Consider the following 19,349-nt stretch of genomic DNA (forward strand, 5'->3'; position numbering starts at 1 on the left):
GTTCCGTGGCGTGCAGTTGGCAGAAGTGAGGCCTCCGACAAGCGGACGATGGATACGTCTGCGCCCCCTCGTGGCGTCGGACGAGCCGGACAGAACTCCCGCGCAGTGGCATCGGATCCTGACGCTGCTCGCGAACATCAGCCTGTTCATCGGTACCCGCGAGGTGTGGACCTCCGCCGCGAGCCATCAACTGGCGATCGCCGCGCTGATCTCCCTCTGCTACGCGTCGATCCTGGTCACCGGCGTACTGACGCTGGTGGTGCGGAGCAGCCGGTCGCTGGCGCGGCTCGACCTCGTCGTCCTGGTGACGGCGGTCACCCTCGCCTACTGCGCCCTGTCCGTGAAGCACGGTTTCAGCGACGAGTCGATCCTCACCACACAGGCCGCCCGTGAAGTCCTCCACGGTCACCCGGTGTACGGGCAGCCGTGGCCCTGGCTGTTCGGTCACGGCATCGCCTACACCGCGACGGTCACAGGCGGTTACGACTACACCTACGGCTACCCGCCGCTGACCGCCCTGCTGACCGCTCCCCTGCTCTGGCTCGGCCACGGCGCCCTGCCGGAGGCCCTGGTCACCACGACCGCGATGGTCCTCGGGACGATCGTCATGTGGAAGATGCTGCCGACGCCGTGGCGCTCCGCGGCCACCATGGTGTGCCTCGGATTCGGCATGGTCCCGACGTACGCCCGGCTCGGCTATCCCGCGGTCGTCGCGCTCGCCCTCCTGATCCCGGTCGTGGTGCGCTGGACACGAATGGGCGCGGGCGGCCCGGCCGACTGGGCACGGGCCGCGTGTCTGGGCGCGGCCTGCGCCACCCAGCAACTTCCCTGGTTCCTCGCGCCGTTCCTGCTCGCCGGGGTCTTCGCGCTGCGCCGCGGTGAGCTGGGGGCGCGCGGGGCCGCCGCGGCGGTGGGACGCATCGTCGGCATAGCCGTCGGGACGTGGCTGCTGATCAACGCCTACTTCATCGTGAGCGAGCCGCGCACCTGGCTGTCGGGCATCGCGCTGCCGATCACCCAGGGCGCGGTGATCCACGGCCAGGGACTGGTCGGCATCTCCCTGTACTACACCGACGGAAGCGACCGGCTGAGCTGGTACTCGCACGCCAGCATGCTGCTGGCGGCGGGCCTGCTGGCGCTGTTCGTACTGTTCGTACGGCGGCTGGGGCCCGCCGCGACCGTGCTGCCGTGGTGCGCGTTCTTCCTCGCGACCCGCTCGCAGGACGGCTACTACCTGCTGATGACGCCGCTGTGGCTGGCGGCCGCCGTCACCGTGCCGCCCACGGCCTTCACCACTGCCTGGCAGCCCCGGGTGCTGTCCGGGCGGCGGTCGGCCCGGATGGTGCTGGCCGGTGCCGTGGTGGCTCCTTCGCTGGTGGCCGTGATCCTGGCGGCGACCGGCCGGCCACCGCTGCACATGCGCGCCGCCGCCGTCTCCCGGACGCCCCTGACGGTCAAGACGCTCCGGATCAAGGTGCGCAACAGCGGTGACGCGGCCCTGGAGCCGCACTTCACGGTGACCACCGGGCAGGGCATGAGCCGCTACTGGAAGGTGCTCGACGGCCCCTCGTCCGTCGCCGCCCACACGACGGCCACCTACCGGATCCAGGCGCCGGACGGCAGCTTCGTGATCCCCAAGGACGGCACCCGCATCCGGCTGCGCGCGTTCTCCGCGTCCCCGATGACCCTGTCGAGCCAGGACATCCACCTGAAGCGTGAGCAGGTGCCGTCGAAGGGCACGAAGGCGTCGAAGACTTCGAAGGAGCCCAAGGGATCGAAGAAGTCGAAGACTTCTGGGTCTTCAAAGACCTCGACGGGCTGACGGGCTCGAACCGACCGCCCGCCGCATCGCGTGAAGCCGTGGACCCCCGTCCCGCCGGCGAGAACTGACACACCGGGCCCATACCGGTATTCCCATGAGTCGATCGAAGTCAGGCGGGAAACCCGATCGCTCCGGGCGAGCCCGGGCAGACAAGGCGTGCGAGGGCAAGCCCAATGACCCAGGTCAAGCCGCGTTCACAACCCTTTGACGGGAGACGGTCACTGGACCGGGGATCGCGGCTGAGACCCGCCGGGGTCCGCACCCGTCAGCCGATCGAGTCCATGAAATCCAACATCCGGCGGTTGACCTCGTCCGCATGGTCGATCTGCGGTCCGTGACCGGTGTTCGAGACGATCTCGGCCCGGGCGCCCCGTATCAGCCGCGGAACGCGCTCAACTTGCCGCGCCGGATGCACAAGGAGGCTTCGCTTGCCGAGCACCAGATAGAGCGGGGTGCGGATGGTGGACAGTTCCTCTTCGGACAGGGGCAGTGGAGCCGGGCGGCGAATGCGGTAGGCGCGGACACCCGCTCTGATCATCGCGCGCAGCTGCGGCACGACGAGGACCGGCTGCTCCAGCCAGGCCGCTAGTCGAGGGCGCAGCCCCTTGGGCGCGAAGGTCGCGAAGAGGCTGACGAAAATCCAGACGAAGAAACGCAGGCCGACCTTCTCAAGGCCGCCTGGGTCGAGCAGGGTGACCGAGGCGAGGCGTGCGGGCCTGCGGTGTGCCTGATTCAGAGCGAGCCATCCTCCATAGGAGGAACCAACCAGGTGGACGCGGTCGAGGCCGAGTCCGGCGAGTGTCTCGTCCAGCCACTGGGCGGCACGTTCGGGCTGGTGAATGGGTTCACGCTGAACACTGCGGCCGGGGTCGCCGGGTGTGTCGATAGCGTAGACGGGACGCCCGGCGCTGAGCGCCGTGGTGTTCGGGTACCACATCGCGGAGCAGCTGCCCGCGCCATGCACCAGGACCACCGGGGTGCGGGAGGCGCCGGCCGGGTCGTCGGGGCCGTACCGGTAGACGTGCGTCCTCCCGAAGCCGGTCTCCACGTCCTCCTGTGCGACAGCCGACGCACCCAGGGCGTAGACGGCGTCGCACGCGGAGAAGTACCGCTCGCGAAGGGCGTCGCTCACATACCGCCCTACGTCGGGGCGGACGCGTTCGCGGGTCGTGGTCTCGGGCACGGAAGGCCACCTCCAGAGGCAACAACTCGATCGTGGTACGACCGTATCATTAAATTGATACGGTCGTACCATGAAAACGGACGAGCAACCGACTCAGACGGACGAGAGGCGCAACCGATGCCGAAACGCGTGGACCACGCACAACGACGAACCGAGATCGCCGAGGCACTCGTCAGGGTCGCGGGGCGGCGCGGGTTGCACGCCGTGGGGATGCGCGATGTGGCAGCGGAGGCCGGCGTGTCACTGCGGCTGGTCCAGTACTACTTCGAGACCAAGGAGAAGCTGCTGCTCTTCGGGCTGCAACGTCTGGCGGAGAAGTTCGGGGAACGGGTCGCTGCCCGGGTTCGAGCCGCCGGGAGCAGTCCGGGCCCACGCGCCGTGATCGAGGCGCTCCTGATGGCGGCACTGCCCACCGATGACGAAAGCCGCACGTTCCACTTCCTCTACACCTCGTACGCCGTCCTGGCCATGACCGACGAGGCCCTTGCCGCCCAGCCCTTCATCGCGAACCCTGATGCCGCCGAGGACACCATCACCGGGCTCCTCCGGCAGGCACAAGAGGCCGATCTCACTGGGCCTGGAATCGACGCGAGAGACGAAGCGGCCAGCCTGCTCGCCATGTCAGCCGGACTCGGCACCAGCATCCTCGTCGGCCAGCGCAGCCCAGAGTCCGCAGCCACGATCCTGAATCGTCACCTGAACCGGATCTTCCAGGTCGGTTGACAGAGTTCGCACACTGACGGGGTCTATGGACGCGGCCTGATGACCCACGCCATTCGGTCCCGCTTCCAAGCATCGGGGAAACGGCCCTCGGCAGGCATGCCGATCTCCGGTGAGTACGCCTGGTGGACGGTGATCGTGGATGCTGTGCGGAGCGCCCGAATCCTGTGTCGCGGTTCTTCCATGGCGTACAGGTTCAGGCCGACCGATCGCCCTCCGGCCATCGATTTTCGGCTGTGCCGGGGGCGGCGCTCTGAGGTCTTCGCGCGACGCAACGCCGATCGGCTACGTCGCAGCCCCGCGGCCGTGGCGCCACGCGAACGGTGATCGATGCCACGGCCGGTCGGTCGGGACTCAGTCTGGTTCCGCTATGTCTACCGGCACTTCCGGAGCAGGGGCGATGCCCGTCGGGCACGAGGGGCCCAGTGCGCCCGAACGGGGTCCTTGGCTTGACCCGTCCCGCCGAGCCCGCAGTACCCGTTCGGGCTTTCGCTGTCCGAACAGGTACTGCTGGTGGCTGCACTCGGTCGCGTCGAAGTCGCGCCTACGGGGACGATCCCCCTGTCGCGATAGTGCCGTGGACACCCGCGAAGTTATCAGCGCATGAGCCGCAGTTGACTACCGGCGCCGGCGGGACGGGATCCCGTCACTCGGAGGTGGTGGTGCGGCCGCGGACGAGGGCGAAGGCCGCGGCCGCCAGGCCCAGGACACCGACGACCAGGCCCGCGATGCCGAGCCCACGGGCGGTGGAGTCGCTGCTGGAGGCGGTCTTCGTGGCGGCCGCGCCCGACTTCCCGGTGGCGGCGGGGGTGCCCCCGCCGGACGTGGCCGCCGGCGTGGACGCGCTGCCCTCGGCCGTGCCCTTGGCCGTCAGCGCGAGGACCGGCGCGGGGTTCTCCGGCTCGTTCCCGCCCTTCGGGGTCTCCTCGATCCAGCGGACGACGTTTCCGTCGGAGTAGGTCTGCAGCGTCTTGAAGGTCAACTGGTCGGTGTCGTCGGGGAGCTGGCCGAAGGCGACGTGGAAGTCCTGGTACTGGCCGTGCCGGATACGCCCGCCGGTCCAGGTGATCTGGGAGACCGCGTCGGTGATGTTGCCGTCGTCCGTCTTGACCGGCGTCTTGAGCTTGGTGGTGGTCACCTGCGCGGTCCAGCCCCCCTCGGGCGTGACCAGCACGCCCAGCACCGGGTGGTCGGTGGGCAGGAAGACCTGCACCTTGGTGGTCGCGGCGGTGTCCTCCTCATTGGGGACACGGAAGGTCAGAACGCCGTCGGTGGCGCCCTTGGCGTAGCTCTCGGGGTGGACGGTGACATGCGCGAAGGCCGCGCCCGCCGCGGCGAGGACACCGCCGGCGGTGAGGGCGGCGACGGTGCCGGCGCGGCGCAGGGTGGTACGCAGAGAGGCCATGGTCGGTGGTGCTCCGTACTCGTGCTCGAATTTTTGGGGGTTCAGATCGTGTACGAGGCAGCCATGGGCGGTCCGCGCCGGGACAGGGCGTGGCGGAGCAGCGCCTGCCGCAAGGGGCGGCACCCGTCGGCGTACGGACGCGGGAGTCCGGCGTGCGCGGGCAGAGGCGTCGTGCGCCACCAGGCGACAAGGCGCGGGACGAAGGCCACGGCCTTGCGCAGCAGGGACCACAGGGCGGCCTCGCCGCGTCGCAGACACCAGGCGGCCAGGAGTGCGGCGACCAGATGTGCGGCGACGGCGTGCGAGGTCATGACGTGCGGCTGGGCGGCCATGTGCATGCCGTGCGGCATGCCCGGCATGTCCATCGTGGTGTCCGGCGGTCCGGCCGCGTCGAAGGCGAGGTGCAGACCGCCCTGTACGAGGAGCATCGCGAGGCCGATGCCGAGGAGCGAACGCTCACGTCCGGCGAGCAGCACACCGCCCGCGAACACGGGCAGGGACCCGGCCGCGTCCACCCACAGTGCGGGCCGCATGCCGGTGGCCAGTGTGTGCCCGCCGGCGGCGAGCAGGACGCAGACGACGGCGAACACCGCCGCGCGCACGCTCCGCACCGCCCAGGACACACCCATGGGGTGGGATCTTGCCATGCGGACGGCGGCGGCCACGCCGAATCCCGCAGATCCGGCGCGCCCGGGGCCGTCCGGGGCGTGTTGCGGCCGGGGCGACCGGGACGCCTATCGTGGCGCCCATGCAGTCCTACACAATCGGGCAGGCCGCCCGTCTGCTCGGGGTGAGCCCGGACACCGCACGCCGATGGGCGGACGCGGGCAAGGTGGCGACCCGTCGCGACGAGGGCGGACGCCGGGTCATCGACGGCAGGGACCTGGCCGCGTTCTCGGTGGAGCTGGCGCGCGGCGGCACGGGCGAGGAGGACGCCCCCTCGTACACCTCCGTCCGCAACGCCTTCCCTGGGATCGTCACCGCCGTGAAGCTCGGTGACGTGGCCGCCCAGGTGGAGATCCAGGCGGGGCCGCACCGCCTGGTCTCGCTCCTGACCCGGGAGGCGGTGGAGGAACTCGGTCTGGAGGTCGGAATGGAGGCCACCGCGCGCGTGAAGTCGACGAACGTGCACATCGACCGCGCATGACCCCGTGACCTCCCGGCGGGGACGAGACTCCGTAGAAACGCACATGCGGGGCTTTTAAGGGCGATCACCCAGCTCATGCAATGCCACAGCAGACTTACGGATGGCATCTGCGTCAGTATGATCGGCGTATCGGAGGGGTCCGGGGGATCTCTCCCGCGACGAACCAAGGGAGTGCATCCGTGATGACCCGTTCCGTGCGCCTCAACCGCCGGATGCTGCACGTGACCGGCGCGACGGTCGCCGCGCTGCTGGCACTGAGCGCCTGCTCCTCCTCGTCCGACTCGGGCTCCGACTCCACCAAGAAGTCGGACTCCTCCGGCTCCTCGGCGTCCTCGTCGACGAAGCTGTCCGGCACGGTCACCGTCTTCGCCGCCGCCTCCCTCAAGGAGAGCTTCACGACGCTGGGGAAGCAGTTCGAGAAGGAGCACCCCGGCACCCACGTCACCTTCAACTTCGGCGGCAGCGACACCCTCGCCGCGAGCATCACCGGCGGTGCCCCCGCCGACGTCTTCGCCGCGGCCAGCCCCAAGACCATGGCCATCGTGACGGACAGGAAGGACGCGGCCGGCACCCCGGTCACCTTCGTGCGCAACCAGCTGGAGATCGCCACCCTGCCCGGCAACCCGGCCAAGGTCGCCTCCCTCAAGGACCTCACCAAGTCCGGTCTCAAGGTCGCGCTGTGCGACAAGACCGTCCCCTGCGGTGCCGCCGCGCAGAAGGCGCTGGACGCGAGCAAGCTGAAGCTCACGCCGGTGTCGTACGAGCAGGACGTCAAGAGCGCGTTGACGAAGGTCGAGCTGAAGGAGGCCGACGCCGCGGTCGTCTACAAGACCGACGTGAAGGCGGCGGGTGACAAGGTGGAGGGCGTGGAGTTCCCCGAGTCCGCCAAGGCGGTCAACGACTACCCGATCACCCTGCTCAAGAACGCGCCCAACGCCGAGGCGGCCAAGGCGTTCATCGCCCTCGTCCAGTCCGCCGAGGGCCGCAACGTGCTGACCGAGGCCGGGTTCCTCCAGCCGTGACGCCCACCCACGCCTCCGACGCCGCGGCCCGCCCTCTGGCGGGTGGGCCGCGGCGCGGGCGTGCCTGGGGGCCGGGGGTGCCGCTGCCGCTGCTGCTGCCCGCGCTGGCCGGCCTGGCGTTTCTGTTGCTGCCGTTGGTGGCCCTGCTGATACGGGCCCCGTGGCGCGCCCTGCCCGCCCAGCTGACCAGCACGGAGGTGTGGCAGGCGCTCCAGCTGTCCCTGCTGAGCGCGACCGCCGCCACCGCGCTGAGTCTGGTGCTGGGCGTTCCGCTGGCGTGGCTGCTGGCACGTACGGACTTCCCGGGGCGCCGTCTGGTACGGGCCCTGGTGACCCTGCCGCTCGTGCTGCCCCCGGTGGTGGGCGGTGTGGCACTGCTGCTGGCACTCGGGCGCAACGGGGTGGTGGGGCGGTGGCTGGACGCATGGTTCGGGATCACACTGCCGTTCACCACGGCGGGCGTGGTGGTGGCGGAGGCGTTCGTGGCGATGCCGTTCCTGGTCATCAGTGTCGAGGGCACCCTGCGGGCGGCCGATCCGCGGTACGAGGAGGCCGCCGCGACGCTCGGCGCCTCCCGCTTCACCGCCTTCCGCCGGGTCACGCTGCCGCTGGTCGCGCCCGGCGTCGCGGCCGGCGCGGTGCTCGCGTGGGCCCGGGCCCTCGGCGAGTTCGGGGCGACGATCACCTTCGCGGGCAACTTCCCCGGTCGTACCCAGACGATGCCGCTGGCCGTCTATCTGGCGTTGCAGGACGACCCGGAGGCGGCGATGGCGCTGAGCCTGGTGCTGCTGGCGGTGTCGATCGCGGTCCTGGCGGGACTGCGGGACCGTTGGATGACGGCGTCATGACCGGCCGCCGCACGCCGTACGAGGAACCGGGCGGGCCTGCCATGTCCCACGGGCGTACGACAGCAGGGGCGGGCCCGGGATGACCGACATCGACGACACCACGGCCGCTCGGGAGGCCGGTAGCCGGGCGGAGGGCCTCGACGCCCGGCTCGTGGTCCACCGCGGCTCCTTCCGGCTGGACGTCACGCTGTCCGCCGCGCCGGGCGACGTCATCGCCGTACTCGGCCCGAACGGCGCGGGCAAGACCACCGCGCTGCGCGCCCTCGCCGGTCTCGTCCCGCTCACCGGCGGCCATCTGCGCCTGGACGGCAGGACCCTGGACCGTACACCGCCGGAGTCCCGCCCGGTCGGTGTGGTCTTCCAGGACTATCTGCTCTTCCCGCATCTGACCGCGCTGGACAACGTGGCCTTCGGGCCGCGCTGCCGGGGCGCGTCCAGGGCCCAGGCGCGTCGGCAGGCCGCCGCGTGGCTGGAGCGCATGGACCTCGCCGAGCACGCGGGCGCCAAACCCCGGCGGCTGTCCGGCGGCCAGGCCCAGCGTGTCGCCCTGGCCCGCGCCCTGGCCATCCGTCCCCGGCTGCTGCTCCTCGACGAGCCGCTCGCCGCGCTCGACGCCCGTACCCGGCTCGATGTGCGCGCCCAGCTCCGGCGTCATCTCGCCGGGTTCGAGGCGGTCGCGGTGCTGGTCACCCATGACCCGCTGGACGCGATGGTGCTCGCCGACCGGCTGGTCGTGATCGAGCACGGCCGTGTCGTCCAGGAGGGTGCCCCCGGGGACATCGCCCGCCGTCCCCGCACCGACTACATCGCGCGGCTGGTCGGCCTGAACCTCTACCGGGGGCACGCCGACGGCCACATCGTGCGGCTCGGCTCCGGGCCCGCGATCACCACCACGGAGGAGCTCGCCGGGCCCGCCTTCGTGGCGTTCCCGCCGAGTTCCGTGACCCTGTACCGGGAGCGGCCCGGCGGCTCCAGCGCGAGGAACCTGTGGCGCTGCGAGGTCGCGGGGCTCGAGACCCATGGCGACCAGATCCGCGCCGACCTCATCGGTGAACTCCCGCTCGCCGCGGATCTGACCACCGTCGCCGCGGCCGAACTCGGTCTGCAGCCGGGCGCCACGGTCTGGGCGACGGTGAAGGCGGCGCAGACGCACGCGTATCCGGCCTGACGCGCCGTACGCGTTTCCCGCCTGACGCGCCATACGCGTTTCCCGCCTGACGCGCCGTACGCGTTTCCCGCCTGACGCGCCGTACGCGTTTCCCGCCTGACGCGCCGTACGCGTTTCCCGCCTGACGCGCCGTACGCGTTTCCCGCCTGACGCGCCGTGCGAGCGCCGCCCGGGACTCCGGCTACGGTGGGTCCGTCGGAACGGAATCCGACCTTTCGCCACATGTCGCCGCGTTCCCCACTCCCCCACCTCCCGCGAGGCGCGCCCATGAACCTGAGCATCCGCAACCAGCTGCCCGGCATCGTCACATCCGTCACCCCGGGCGAGGTCATGGCCACCGTCAAGGTGAGACTGGCGGGAGGTCAGGACCTCACGGCGGCCATCACCGCGGAGGCCGTCGACGAGCTCGACCTCGCCCCCGGGGCCTCCGTGTCCGCCCTGGTCAAGTCCACGGAGGTCGCGCTCGCCACGGCCGCGATGGAGGGCATGTCCATCCGCAACCAGCTCCCCGGTGCCGTCGACGACGTCACCACAGGCGCGGCGATGGCGTCGGTGAAGGTCACGATCGTGGGCGGCGGCACCCTGACGGCCGTGATCACGAGGGACGCCGCGGACGATCTGGGCCTGGTGGCCGGCTCCTCGGTCGTCGCCCTGATCAAGTCGACGGAGATCTCGCTCGCCACCCCCTGAGCGCACCGACGGTGCGCGATGTCCACGAGCCGCGTGCCGTGCCCTTCACTCGTGACGGTGATCGAGGGAACGCCTGCCGCCCGGTTCTCGTCTACAGTTCAGTAGACGGTCTACATGATTGTAGTCAGCTGCCGGGCGGGCGCCCCGTCGCGCCCGGCCTCCTGTACGGAAAGGCTCGCGACGATGACATCCCTGTCCCTGGGCTCACAGCTCGCGGTGAACGTGCTGGACGCCCAGTCCCTGCTGGCGGCCTTCGGCGTCCTGGGCGTGGGCGTGGTGATGTTCGCCGAGACGGGCCTGCTGATCGGCTTCTTCCTGCCCGGCGACTCCCTGCTGTTCACGGCGGGCCTGCTGTGCACCGGCTCCGGGCAGCACGGCGTGAAGCTGTCGCTGCCCGCGCTGCTCGTCGCGGCTGCCGTGGGCGCGCTCGCCGGGTCCCAGTGCGGCTATCTGCTCGGGCGCAAGGCCGGCGGCGCGCTGCTCGCCCGCAGCCGCTCGGCCCGGCTGCACGAGGGCGCACAGCGCGCCGAGGAGCTCCTGGAGCGGTACGGCCACGCGAAGGCGATCGTCCTGGCCCGCTTCGTCCCCGTGGTGCGTACGGTGCTGAACCCGATGGCCGGCGCGCTGCAGGTGCCCGTGCGGACCTTCACCGTCTGGCAGGTGGCCGGCGGTCTGGTGTGGAGCCTCGGCCTCACCCTCGCCGGGTACGCGCTGGGTTCGTCGGTGCCGAACGTCGACAGATATCTGCTGCCGATGATCGCGGTGATCGTCGCGATCTCGCTGATCCCGCTCGCCCTGGAGCTGCTGCGCTCCCGCCGTGCCGCGAAGGAGGGGGTCCGCGGATGATGTACGCCTTCGACGGCTCGTCCGTGGACGGCGACGCCTACACCGACGTGGTGGACCTGGCCCACCGCGCCCCCTCCTGGCTGGACTCCCTGGTCTCCGCCTGGTCGACGTACGGGCTCGGCGTGTTCGCCGTGCTGATGCTGGCCGCCTGGTGGCGGGCACGCCGCGCCGGCCCGGGTTCGGCCCTGGTCGCCCTGGCGGTACCGCTGGTGGTCCTCCTCGGATTCGCGGCGAACTCGGTGGTGAAGCTGCTGGTCCGTGAGGACCGCCCCTGCCAGAGCCTGCACGTGGTCACGCTGGAGGCGTGCCCGGCGCCGGGCGACTGGTCGTTCCCCAGCAACCACACGGCGATAGCCGCGGCGGCCGCGGTCGCCCTCATATGCGTCTCACGCCGGATCGGCTACGTCGCGCTGGTGGCGGCCGGTGCGATGGCGGCGTCCCGGGTGTGGATCGGCGCCCACTACCCGCACGACGTGATCGCCGGGTTCGTCGTCGGAGCCCTCGTCGCCTCCGTCACGATGATCCCGCTGAGCAGCCGCCCGGACACTCTGGCCCGCCGCCTGGAGACCACGCGGCTGCGCCCCCTGCTCACGGCGTCCGCATCGGCACCCGAAGCCGCCCCGGAGCAGGTGGGCACCCCCACGTAGTCCACGGGTGGCGAGCCACGGAGAACCACGCGCCACAAGATCCTGGACGTCGAGGACGACCACGCGCTGCGGGACGTGCTGCTGCGCGGTCTGCGGGACGAGGAGTACGACACCGTGGCCGCTCCGGACGGCGCGACCGCGCTGCGGCCGGCCGGCGACGGAGTCTCCGCGGCCGTCCTGGACATCGGGCTGCCCGATGCCGACGGGCGGCGCACATCACGGTGGAGGCCCGGCGCACGCGTGACGGCGTACGCATCGACGTCACGGACGACGGCCCCGGGGTCCCGGAGTCGTTCGCCGGGCGGCTCTTCCAGCCGGGGCAGCGGGCCGACCCGGACGACGGGCACGGCGGAGCGGGTCTGGGGCTGCCGCCGGCGCGACGGCTGGCCCGCTCCGTTCGGCGGTGAGGTGCACCACGATCCGGGGCACGGCCCGGGCGCACGGTTCGTGGTCAGCCTGCCCGCTGGGTGACCGGCTCCCTCCCGCCGGTGTCCGGCGCGAGCGCGGCACCCCGCCTGCGTTCCTGAAGGTGGGCGTAGGCCATCAGACCGAACAGGACCGCGAGGAGCACGGCGGACGAGCCAGCGGTGCCGAGGGCCAGGCCGCCCTTGGCGACCGGCTTGGTGAGGAAGTCACCGGCGGTGGCCCCGAGCGGGCGGGTGAGGACGAAGGCGATCCAGAACAGCAGCACGTTGGGCACCGAGGGGACCCGCATCAGGAGCACGAGCACCGCGAGCAGACCGGTCACGAGCAGCGCCCCGCCCGCGTAGCCGAGGCCGGAGCTGTCGGAGAGGAAGTCGCCCATCGAGGTGCCGAGCGTGTTGGAGACGAGGATCGCCGACCAGAACAGGGCCTCGCCCCGGAGGCTGACGATGTCGCGGATTCGGAAGGTCATCCCGGTCAGCTTCCAGATCGCGAAGATGAGGAGCAGGACCGAGACGAGGAGTGCGGCTCCGGCGGGGTAGCCGAGTCCCAGGCCCTGGGGGCCCCAGCCGAGCGAGGTGGCGCCGTTGGACAGGTACGCGGCACTGGCGTCGCGGTTCATGAAGTCGGACATGGTGGTGCCGGCCATGCTGGTCGACAGGATGACGGTCCAGTAGAAGAAGGGGTTGTAGCGGGCGGAGCGCAGTTGGACGACCAGGGTCACCACGAAGACCAGGAACAGCGCGACGGTGGTGAGGAAGTAGCCCAGTCCGAGGGTCTGGGAGAACAGGTCGCCCGCGGTCTCGCCCAGGGTGGTCGCCGCGATCTTCATGATCCAGAAGGCCAGGGTGACCTCCGGGAGCTTCTTCACCACGCTCTTCAGCGCCTCTTGTCGCACCTTCTCGCCGTCGGGGCCGGTGCGGGTCGCGGACTTCTTCGTCTTCTCCATGTGCGGACACTCCTGTTCGTGCGACGACGCGGGGCACTCGTCCATGGCGAGCGCCCCGCGCCTACGGTGGGGACGACCGGCTCATGGGGCCCCGACGCTGCCACCGGGAACTTGAGCCAATCCTGGCTGCCGCCCGGCACCCGCCGGATCACAGGGCCTTGCGGCGTACGAGCAGGCCGAGCACCACCAGGCCGGGGGCGAGCGGCAGCCACACCGTCAGCAGCCGGTAGCCGAGGACCACGGAGGCCGCCGCGCTGCCGGGCACTCCGGCGAGCGTGAGCGCGAGCGCCAGTGCGGCGTCGAGGGACCCGATGCCGCCCGGGGTGGGCAGCAGGACGGCCGCGCTGCTGGCCGCGAGGTAGGCCAGCGCCACCCGCTCCGGGGGCACGGGCAGGCCGAGGGAGCAGGTGACCGCGATGACCACCAGCGCGTGCAGCGAGGGGAAGGCCAGGGACCCGCCCCACAGGGCGGCCGCCCGGGCGGGCAACCGGTGCACGGCCCGCACGTCCGCCGCCACGGTGCGCACCGCGCGCCGCAGCGGTCCGGACAGCAGCAGCAGCGGAAGCGCGGAGGTCGCGAGCAGTGCCGCCGTCACCACGGTCGGGGAGACGCGCGGCAGTCGCAGCAGTCCGGGGCCGGCGAGGGCGAGGACGGCGATCAGTGCGCCGCGGGCCACGGTCCCGGCGGTGGCCTTGACCGCGAGCGCGGTCGCCGAGCGGGGCACGGACAGTCCGCAGCGGGTCAGAAAGCGCACGTTGACGGCGCCCGCGCCGAGGCCCGCGGGCAGCACATGGTTGGCGGCGGAGGCGGCGAACTGTGCCGCCACCAGCCGTCCGCCGGGCAGTGCCTCGGTCACCGCGCCCTGCTGGGCGAGGGCCGAGCAGGCCCAGGTCGAGGCCGCGGCCGTCGCCCCGAGCAGCAGCCAGCCCGGGTCGGCGCCCGCGAGCCGGGCGGCGCCCGCCTCGATCACGGGCCAGTGGCGCCGGGCGAGCAGCGCGGTGCCCATGAGCACTATGAGAGTGACCGCGGCGTGCCAGGAGGCGTGTGCCGACAGGACCCGTGGCCGGGCGGGTGCCACCGCGGGGGTCTCGGGGGTCTCGGGGGCCGCGGAGCTCGCCCTCGTGGTCGTCGGCGGCGTCATCGGTGTCCGCCCGGGGCCGTCGAGGGGCTGGTCCTGGGGGCGATGTACAGGCGGATACCGTCGAAGGAGTGGGCGGGCCAGCCATGGGTGTACGCCGGTGGACGGCCCGTGGAGGTGCCCAGAAAGGCGACGGGCATGCGCTGTGCGGCGCGTGTGATGCCGGCGGGGGTGCTGTTGGTGTTGCTGCCGCTGGTCGCCGCCGAGGAGCAGCCGGCGTAGAAGGCGATCGGGACGGAGTCGTTCCCGGTGAGCAGACAGGGCGGGCGGACGCCCAGCCGGTGCAGTTCGGCGACGGTGCGGGACCAGCCGTGGCGATCGGCGTCGGTGCGGGCCACGGTGCGGTGCAGGACCGTGAACTGCACCACCAGATGGCCCGCCAGCCCGAGCGCCACGAGTGACCCGACCAGGGGACGCCATCGGCCGTCCGGTGCGGTGACCAGATCGAGGAGGCCGTCGGCGACCGGGATCGCGAGGAGGGCGTAGGCGGGGAGCAGGAAGCGGGGCGCTGCGTACCCGATGAGGAAGAGGTAGGGGAAGGCCGCGGTCGCCGCGCAGGCCAGTGGCACCAGGGTGCGGGCCGGGCGCCGGTCCCCGACCGCGACGAAGGCCGCGAGCACGGCGAGCAGGGGCAGCGCGAACCACCAGGCGGTCACCGCGGGGTTGGGCAGCGGGCCGGTGCACGGGCGGCACAGCGCGCGTCCGGCGAGACTGCGCAACTGGTCGGCGACGGCGATGTCCCAGCCCAGGCCGCCCTGGATCCGGGAGCCCTCGGACAGGCGCCGCACCAGACCCCCGTAGTCGGCGACATACGCCTCGGTGATCCACTCGGCCGCCCCGACGACCAGCCCGGCCGGCAGTGCGTACAGCAGTGCGCGGCGCCGCCACCGGCGCAGGAACACCACCACGACCAGCAGGGGCGTGGCGATCCACAGGGCGTCCGTGGGCCGCATCCACGCCATGAGCGCGGCGCTCACGGCGACCCCCCACACAGCCGCCCGGTCGGTCGGGTCGGCGTGGGCGCGCAGGAAGCAGCCGGTACCGGCCAGGGCGCCGATCGCGACCCAGTAGTTGGGCATGGCCTGCGGGCCGTAGAACAGGGTGATCCACAGGCTTGCGAACAGGGCTCCGCCGAACACGAGCACCCGGACCGGGAAGAGCCCGCGCCAGGAGCGCAGGGCGAGGTACAGGGCGGCCCCGGCCAGCACCGCCAGATAGGCCCGGAGCAGCGCGGTGGACGATGACCACAGGGTGACGGGCGCGACCAGCAGGGATATGCCCCGGGCGCGCGGTGCGCTGAAGTACGCGGCGGGGGCGTGGGCGCTGACCTGGCTGACGTACACCGTCTCGTCCCAGCCGAGTCCCATGCCCGGTCCTACGAGGACGAGCTGGGCCAGCGTGAAGGCGCTCGCCACCACGGCGATCAGTCCCGGGCCGCGGTCGCGCCACGAGGTGCCGGCGACCGACGGTCCGGCGTACCGGCGGACTCCTGCGAGCGCGATGTTCGAGCTGTTGGCCACGGCCCACCCCTCACTTCCCCACAGACCGTAGGGGCCTCACACCCTACAAGCCGTAGGGTGACGGCGTGAGTCGGGAATGAAGTCGGCAAAACACGGACAAGTTATCCCGGATGGAGGGGCGTTGCAGGGCCGAGCGGCTCGCCACACCGGTCACAGTGGATCGCATTGCGCCGAACGGGTGATCCGGGTCGCACCCGGCGGCCTCCACCGCTGGTACAGGCGGCTTCCCTACGCGCTGTAAGGTTGCGGGCATGGCTGGCAGAGGCCCCCAGGGCAGGGCGGAACGGCGCAGCGCCGGCGAGTTGGAGAGCGAGGTGCTCGCCACGCTGTGGGCCACCGAGCTGGCGCTCACCCCCGCCGAGATCCAGGCCGACATCGGCGGCGGCCTCGCCTACAACACCGTGCACACCATCCTGAAGCGCCTCTACGACAAGGGCCTCGTGCTGCGCGACGTGGACGGGCGGCGCGGCGCCTACCGCCCTGCCAAGAACGCGGCCCAGCTCACCGCCGAGGCCATGCACGAGGCCCTCGACCGCGGGCCCGACCCGATCGCCACGCTCCAGCAGTTCGTGACCGGACTGAGCCCCGAGGAGGAGCAGGCCCTGCGCGAACTCCTGGGCGGGGGTGCACACCGGCAACCGAACGGGGGCGCCGCATGAAGATCGACGTCTACCTCCCGATCCTGCTCTCACTGCTGCTGGCCGTGGTCGGTCCCGTGGTCGGCCGGCGGGTGGCGCCCGCGCTGGCGGCCCGGGTGCTGACCGCGTCCGCCGTGTTCACCGCGGCCGCCACCACCTGGTCGCTGCTCCTGCTCGCGGTCACCCTGATCGACCGGGCCCAGCCCGTCGTGGGGGACGCCCGCGCCGACGGCCACCGGTTGCCCGACCCGGTCCCGGGGACGGTCGCCGTGGCCGCCGCACTGGCCCTCGTCCTGGTCGCCGTGCGGGTGTACCGCACCGTCCGCGCCGAGCGTCTCACCCGGCGCGCACTGCGCGGCCTGTGCGCCGGGCATCCGCCGGACACCGAGTTGATCGTCGCCGCCTCACCCGTACCTCAGGCGTTCGCCATCCCCGCAAGCGGTGGCGCACCGGGCCGGATCCTGGTCACCTCGGCCATGCTCAGCGCCCTCGAACCCGCCGAGCGCCGTGTACTGCTGGCCCACGAGCGCACCCATCTGCGCCACCGGCACGCGCTGCTGGTGACCGCCGTGACGCTCGCCACCGCGGCCGACCCGCTGCTCGCCCCCGTCCGCGCCACGGTCGCGTTCCTGGTCGAACGCTGGGCGGACGAAGAGGCGGCCGACGCGGTCGGCGACCGCTCCACCACGGCCCGGGCCCTCGCGCGCGCCGCGCTGAGCGCGGGCCGCCGGGCACCGGCGTGCGCGCTGCACTTCACCGACCGCGCGGTCAGCCGCCGTATCGCCGCCCTCCAGGTCGCTCCGCCCCCGCACCTGTGGCCGCTCGCCGCGACGACACTGGCGCTCGGGGCACTGCCGGCGTTGGGGGCCGCGGACGCCACCAGCGATCTCCTGCGACTGCTCACGCACCTGTTCATGTGACCCGGCCGGCATCTCCGGCGCGCAGATGTGCGCGGTCTGTTCCGCCGCCGTGCGCCGGGCGTAGATTCGATGATCCACTCGAACGGAGGGATCTCATGAGCGACATCATCGAATCCGGCGACGGGTTCCGGGACGTCCCGACGACCACCCTCGCCGATCTGCTCGGCCGTGCACAGGTCATGGACATCGGCATCCGCCCGCTGTGGCCCGGGACCCCGCGTGTGGCCGGTCCGGCGTTCACGGTGCGCTGCGCTCCCGGCGACAACCTGATGCTGCACGCGGCCATCCATCGTGCCGGGCCCGGCCAGGTCATCGTCGTCGAGTCCGGGGACGTCGACCACGCCCTGGCCGGCGGCAACGTCTGCGCCGTCGCCCAGCGCCGGGGCGTCACCGCGTTCGTGGCCGACGGGGTCATCCGCGATCTCGCGGAGGTGCGCGAGCGGGGCTTCCCCGTCTTCGCCCGGGGCGTCATCCCCATCCCGGGCGCCAAGAACGCCGTGGAACCCCTCAACACCGAGGTGCGGTGCGGCGGTGTGCAGGTGCATCCCGGGGACATCGTGGTGGCCGACGAGGGGGGCGTCGTGGTGGTCCCGGCGGACCGCCGCGAGGAGATACTCGCCGCCGCCCGGAAGAAGCTGGCCAAGGAGGCGGACGAAACCCTGGACGCCTGGGAGAAGGCGCACCGGGCGAAGATCGACGCCCTGCTGGCCGAGCGGGGTTTCGCGGACCACGCCGAAGCTGACACCCCGTCAACCGGCGTGTGAGCAATCGCCCGGCGGGGTCACTCGCCACCACGCGGGGGAATCGAACGACCTCACGCACATCGTTCCCCTAGGGCCGCTTGCGGCGGAGCACGTCACCCGAATCTTTGTCCGAGAATTCGCTCCCGGGTACCCGTTACGAGTTCATGATCGGCGCGGTTGTTCGGGCGGCTGTTCGGCATCCTGCCCGCATCGTCCCGAGCCCTGGAGGAATCATGAACCCCCTCCCCGCCCCTGCCGCCGCTCACCCCGTGTTCGAGAATCGGCCCCTCCGATTCGACGCCGCCGGGCGCGGAGTTGACGTCCGCGCCCGGGCCCGTGCCGCCGTCCGCTCCTCCTCATCACGTCCGGCACCGAGGAGGGAGGCATGACCGTCCGCGCCCCGCTGCCACCCACCCTGACCGCCTGGGCCGAGGGTGTCGTCGGTCCCGTCCGATCCGTGCGGGACGTCTCCCGGCCCCGTACCGCCTCCCAGGTCTGGGAGCTCACGTCCGACGACGGCCGCGCCTACCTCAAGGTCGCACCGACACCGGCGTGCTACGCCCGCGAGACCCGCGCCTACCGCGAGGCGGCCCCCGCGCTGGAGCGGGACAGCGTGCCACGGCTGCTGGAGACCGACGCTCACCACCAGGCCCTGCTGCTGACCGCGGTCCCCGGCCGCCCCGTGGGTGCCGTCGCCCTCACCCCCGGGCAGCGCCGTGCCCTGCACCGCCGCGCGGGCGCGTGGCTGCGCCGATTCCACGGCGACGCCCGGGACCTCACCGCCCGGGACCGCGCCGAGGCGCGGGCCGAGGTCGAACGCGCCGTCCCCGACGCCGAGGCGCACCTGGAACGCGCCGGCGACCTCATCACGGCACTGGAGCGGGACGTCGTCCGCCGCCATGCCGTCGGGCTGTCGCTGCTCGGCCCGCTGCCCGTCGGATACGCCCATGGCGACTTCGGTGAGCACAACTGGCTGTACGACTGCGCGACCGGCGCGCTCGCGGTGGTCGGCCTGGAGCGGGCCCGCCCGCACGCGGCGGTCGCCGACCTCGTCCGGCTCGACTGCGGCCCCTGGACGCGGTGGCCCGAGCTGCGGACGGCGTTCCTCGAGGGCTTCGGGCGCCCGCTGACGGGCGAGGAGGAGGCCGCGCTGCGCTGCTTCTCCGCCCTCGACGCGGCGAGCGCCATCGCCCGGGGCGCGCTCCACGACGACGCGGGGGCGACCACCCGCGGCCGTACCACCCTGGCCCGTCTGCTGACCCTGCCCGGACAGCGCTGAGCCAGGCCGGAGCCGGGGCCCGACCGATGCCCCGGCTCCGCCCCGCGCCCCACCACCTCCTGCGTGCACCCCGCCTACCGCCCTGATCCGCGCTGCTGCTGTTCGTCGGGGGCGACCACCAGCGTCCCTGAGCCCACCGGCCGGCCGCGGAGGACCGCCGCGTTTCGGCCAACCCCGCTTTCCCCGGGCGCCCTTGTGGAGCAAAGCCCCGTGCATCCCGCACCTTTCGCGAACCCCCTGA

19 protein-coding genes and 3 pseudogenes are annotated in these 19,349 nt (G+C 72.3%); 15 read left to right on the forward strand and 7 right to left on the reverse strand.

All coding sequences use genetic code 11. The annotated features are described in order from the left end of the window. Positions 1 to 70 precede the first annotated feature (70 nt). Entirely contained in the window at positions 71 to 1,822 is a 1,752-nt protein-coding gene (locus ACFY2Z_RS04560) for a hypothetical protein (RefSeq protein ID WP_390742687.1), read from the forward strand. Positions 1,823 to 2,087: 265 nt separating this feature from the next. Here ACFY2Z_RS04560 and ACFY2Z_RS04565 read toward each other — a convergent pair whose 3' ends face one another. Continuing rightward, positions 2,088 to 3,005 (reverse strand): alpha/beta fold hydrolase, encoded by a 918-nt coding sequence (locus ACFY2Z_RS04565; protein ID WP_390742688.1) that lies wholly within the window; start codon positions 3,003 to 3,005, stop codon positions 2,088 to 2,090. Positions 3,006 to 3,122: 117 nt separating this feature from the next. On the opposite strand from ACFY2Z_RS04565, the gene ACFY2Z_RS04570 reads away from it, so the two are divergent. Next, positions 3,123 to 3,728, forward strand: a complete 606-nt coding sequence (locus tag ACFY2Z_RS04570) for a TetR/AcrR family transcriptional regulator (RefSeq protein WP_390742689.1) — start codon at positions 3,123 to 3,125, stop codon at positions 3,726 to 3,728. A gap of 41 nt (positions 3,729 to 3,769) precedes the next feature. Here the strand turns inward: ACFY2Z_RS04570 and ACFY2Z_RS04575 are convergent. The 3 genes and pseudogenes from ACFY2Z_RS04575 to ACFY2Z_RS04585 form a co-directional block, all read right to left on the reverse strand. Next, a pseudogene (locus ACFY2Z_RS04575) lies at positions 3,770 to 3,910 on the reverse strand (DUF4291 family protein); the annotation flags it as partial. A gap of 461 nt (positions 3,911 to 4,371) precedes the next feature. Beyond that, positions 4,372 to 5,130, reverse strand: a complete 759-nt coding sequence (locus ACFY2Z_RS04580) for a YcnI family protein (protein ID WP_390742690.1) — start codon at positions 5,128 to 5,130, stop codon at positions 4,372 to 4,374. Positions 5,131 to 5,171: 41 nt separating this feature from the next. Continuing rightward, entirely contained in the window at positions 5,172 to 5,759 is a 588-nt protein-coding gene (locus ACFY2Z_RS04585; RefSeq protein WP_390742691.1) for a hypothetical protein, read from the reverse strand. Between the two features lie 119 nt (positions 5,760 to 5,878). Between ACFY2Z_RS04585 and ACFY2Z_RS04590 the strand changes: the two genes are divergently transcribed. The 9 genes and pseudogenes from ACFY2Z_RS04590 to ACFY2Z_RS04630 form a co-directional block, all read left to right on the forward strand. Continuing rightward, entirely contained in the window at positions 5,879 to 6,277 is a 399-nt protein-coding gene (locus ACFY2Z_RS04590) for a molybdopterin-binding protein (RefSeq protein WP_390742692.1), read from the forward strand. A 182-nt stretch (positions 6,278 to 6,459) separates the two neighbouring features. Beyond that, on the forward strand, positions 6,460 to 7,299 hold the full coding sequence (gene modA / locus ACFY2Z_RS04595) for a molybdate ABC transporter substrate-binding protein (protein ID WP_390742693.1): 840 nt from the start codon (positions 6,460 to 6,462) through the stop codon (positions 7,297 to 7,299). Continuing rightward, complete coding sequence (locus tag ACFY2Z_RS04600; protein WP_390742694.1) at positions 7,296 to 8,147, forward strand: ABC transporter permease; 852 nt, start codon at positions 7,296 to 7,298, stop codon at positions 8,145 to 8,147. Before modA ends, ACFY2Z_RS04600 begins: the two co-directional genes overlap by 4 nt. Positions 8,148 to 8,226: 79 nt before the next feature. Then, positions 8,227 to 9,315, forward strand: a complete 1,089-nt coding sequence (locus tag ACFY2Z_RS04605) for an ABC transporter ATP-binding protein (protein WP_390742695.1) — start codon at positions 8,227 to 8,229, stop codon at positions 9,313 to 9,315. Between the two features lie 267 nt (positions 9,316 to 9,582). After that, complete coding sequence (locus ACFY2Z_RS04610; protein WP_390742696.1) at positions 9,583 to 10,005, forward strand: molybdopterin-binding protein; 423 nt, start codon at positions 9,583 to 9,585, stop codon at positions 10,003 to 10,005. A gap of 183 nt (positions 10,006 to 10,188) precedes the next feature. Then, positions 10,189 to 10,851 (forward strand): DedA family protein, encoded by a 663-nt coding sequence (locus ACFY2Z_RS04615; RefSeq protein ID WP_390742697.1) that lies wholly within the window; start codon positions 10,189 to 10,191, stop codon positions 10,849 to 10,851. After that, positions 10,848 to 11,498 (forward strand): phosphatase PAP2 family protein, encoded by a 651-nt coding sequence (locus tag ACFY2Z_RS04620; RefSeq protein WP_390742698.1) that lies wholly within the window; start codon positions 10,848 to 10,850, stop codon positions 11,496 to 11,498. Before ACFY2Z_RS04615 ends, ACFY2Z_RS04620 begins: the two co-directional genes overlap by 4 nt. Positions 11,499 to 11,537: 39 nt before the next feature. Beyond that, positions 11,538 to 11,708: pseudogene (locus ACFY2Z_RS04625) on the forward strand (DNA-binding response regulator); the annotation flags it as partial. Further along, positions 11,708 to 11,969: pseudogene (locus ACFY2Z_RS04630) on the forward strand (sensor histidine kinase); the annotation flags it as partial. The pseudogenes ACFY2Z_RS04625 and ACFY2Z_RS04630, both read left to right, overlap by 1 nt. Here the strand turns inward: ACFY2Z_RS04630 and ACFY2Z_RS04635 are convergent. From ACFY2Z_RS04635 to ACFY2Z_RS04645, 3 genes are all read right to left on the reverse strand, one after another. Continuing rightward, positions 11,950 to 12,870: a hypothetical protein gene (locus tag ACFY2Z_RS04635; RefSeq protein WP_390742699.1), complete on the reverse strand. Its 921-nt coding sequence runs from the start codon at positions 12,868 to 12,870 to the stop codon at positions 11,950 to 11,952. The pseudogene ACFY2Z_RS04630 and the gene ACFY2Z_RS04635 overlap by 20 nt on opposite strands. Positions 12,871 to 13,018: 148 nt before the next feature. Continuing rightward, complete coding sequence (locus ACFY2Z_RS04640; protein ID WP_390742700.1) at positions 13,019 to 14,011, reverse strand: YbhN family protein; 993 nt, start codon at positions 14,009 to 14,011, stop codon at positions 13,019 to 13,021. Next, entirely contained in the window at positions 14,008 to 15,528 is a 1,521-nt protein-coding gene (locus ACFY2Z_RS04645; RefSeq protein WP_390742701.1) for a hypothetical protein, read from the reverse strand. The genes ACFY2Z_RS04640 and ACFY2Z_RS04645 overlap by 4 nt, the downstream gene beginning before the upstream one ends. A gap of 251 nt (positions 15,529 to 15,779) precedes the next feature. Between ACFY2Z_RS04645 and ACFY2Z_RS04650 the strand changes: the two genes are divergently transcribed. The 4 genes from ACFY2Z_RS04650 (at position 15,780) to ACFY2Z_RS04665 (ending at position 19,108) form a co-directional block, all read left to right on the forward strand. After that, a complete protein-coding gene (locus ACFY2Z_RS04650; RefSeq protein WP_390742702.1) occupies positions 15,780 to 16,187 on the forward strand; it encodes a BlaI/MecI/CopY family transcriptional regulator in 408 nt (135 codons plus the stop codon). Beyond that, on the forward strand, positions 16,184 to 17,086 hold the full coding sequence (locus ACFY2Z_RS04655) for a M56 family metallopeptidase (protein WP_390742703.1): 903 nt from the start codon (positions 16,184 to 16,186) through the stop codon (positions 17,084 to 17,086). Before ACFY2Z_RS04650 ends, ACFY2Z_RS04655 begins: the two co-directional genes overlap by 4 nt. 95 nt (positions 17,087 to 17,181) lie before the next feature. Further along, positions 17,182 to 17,850 carry an RraA family protein gene (locus ACFY2Z_RS04660; protein ID WP_390742704.1) on the forward strand — a complete coding sequence of 223 codons (669 nt, stop codon included), beginning with the start codon at positions 17,182 to 17,184 and terminating at the stop codon, positions 17,848 to 17,850. 364 nt (positions 17,851 to 18,214) lie between these two features. Further along, positions 18,215 to 19,108 (forward strand): aminoglycoside phosphotransferase family protein, encoded by an 894-nt coding sequence (locus tag ACFY2Z_RS04665; protein WP_390742705.1) that lies wholly within the window; start codon positions 18,215 to 18,217, stop codon positions 19,106 to 19,108. The last annotated feature ends 241 nt before the right edge of the window (positions 19,109 to 19,349 follow it).

It is taken from the genome of Streptomyces sp. NPDC001222 (assembly GCF_042896945.1).
Lineage (GTDB): Bacteria > Actinomycetota > Actinomycetes > Streptomycetales > Streptomycetaceae > Streptomyces > Streptomyces gibsoniae.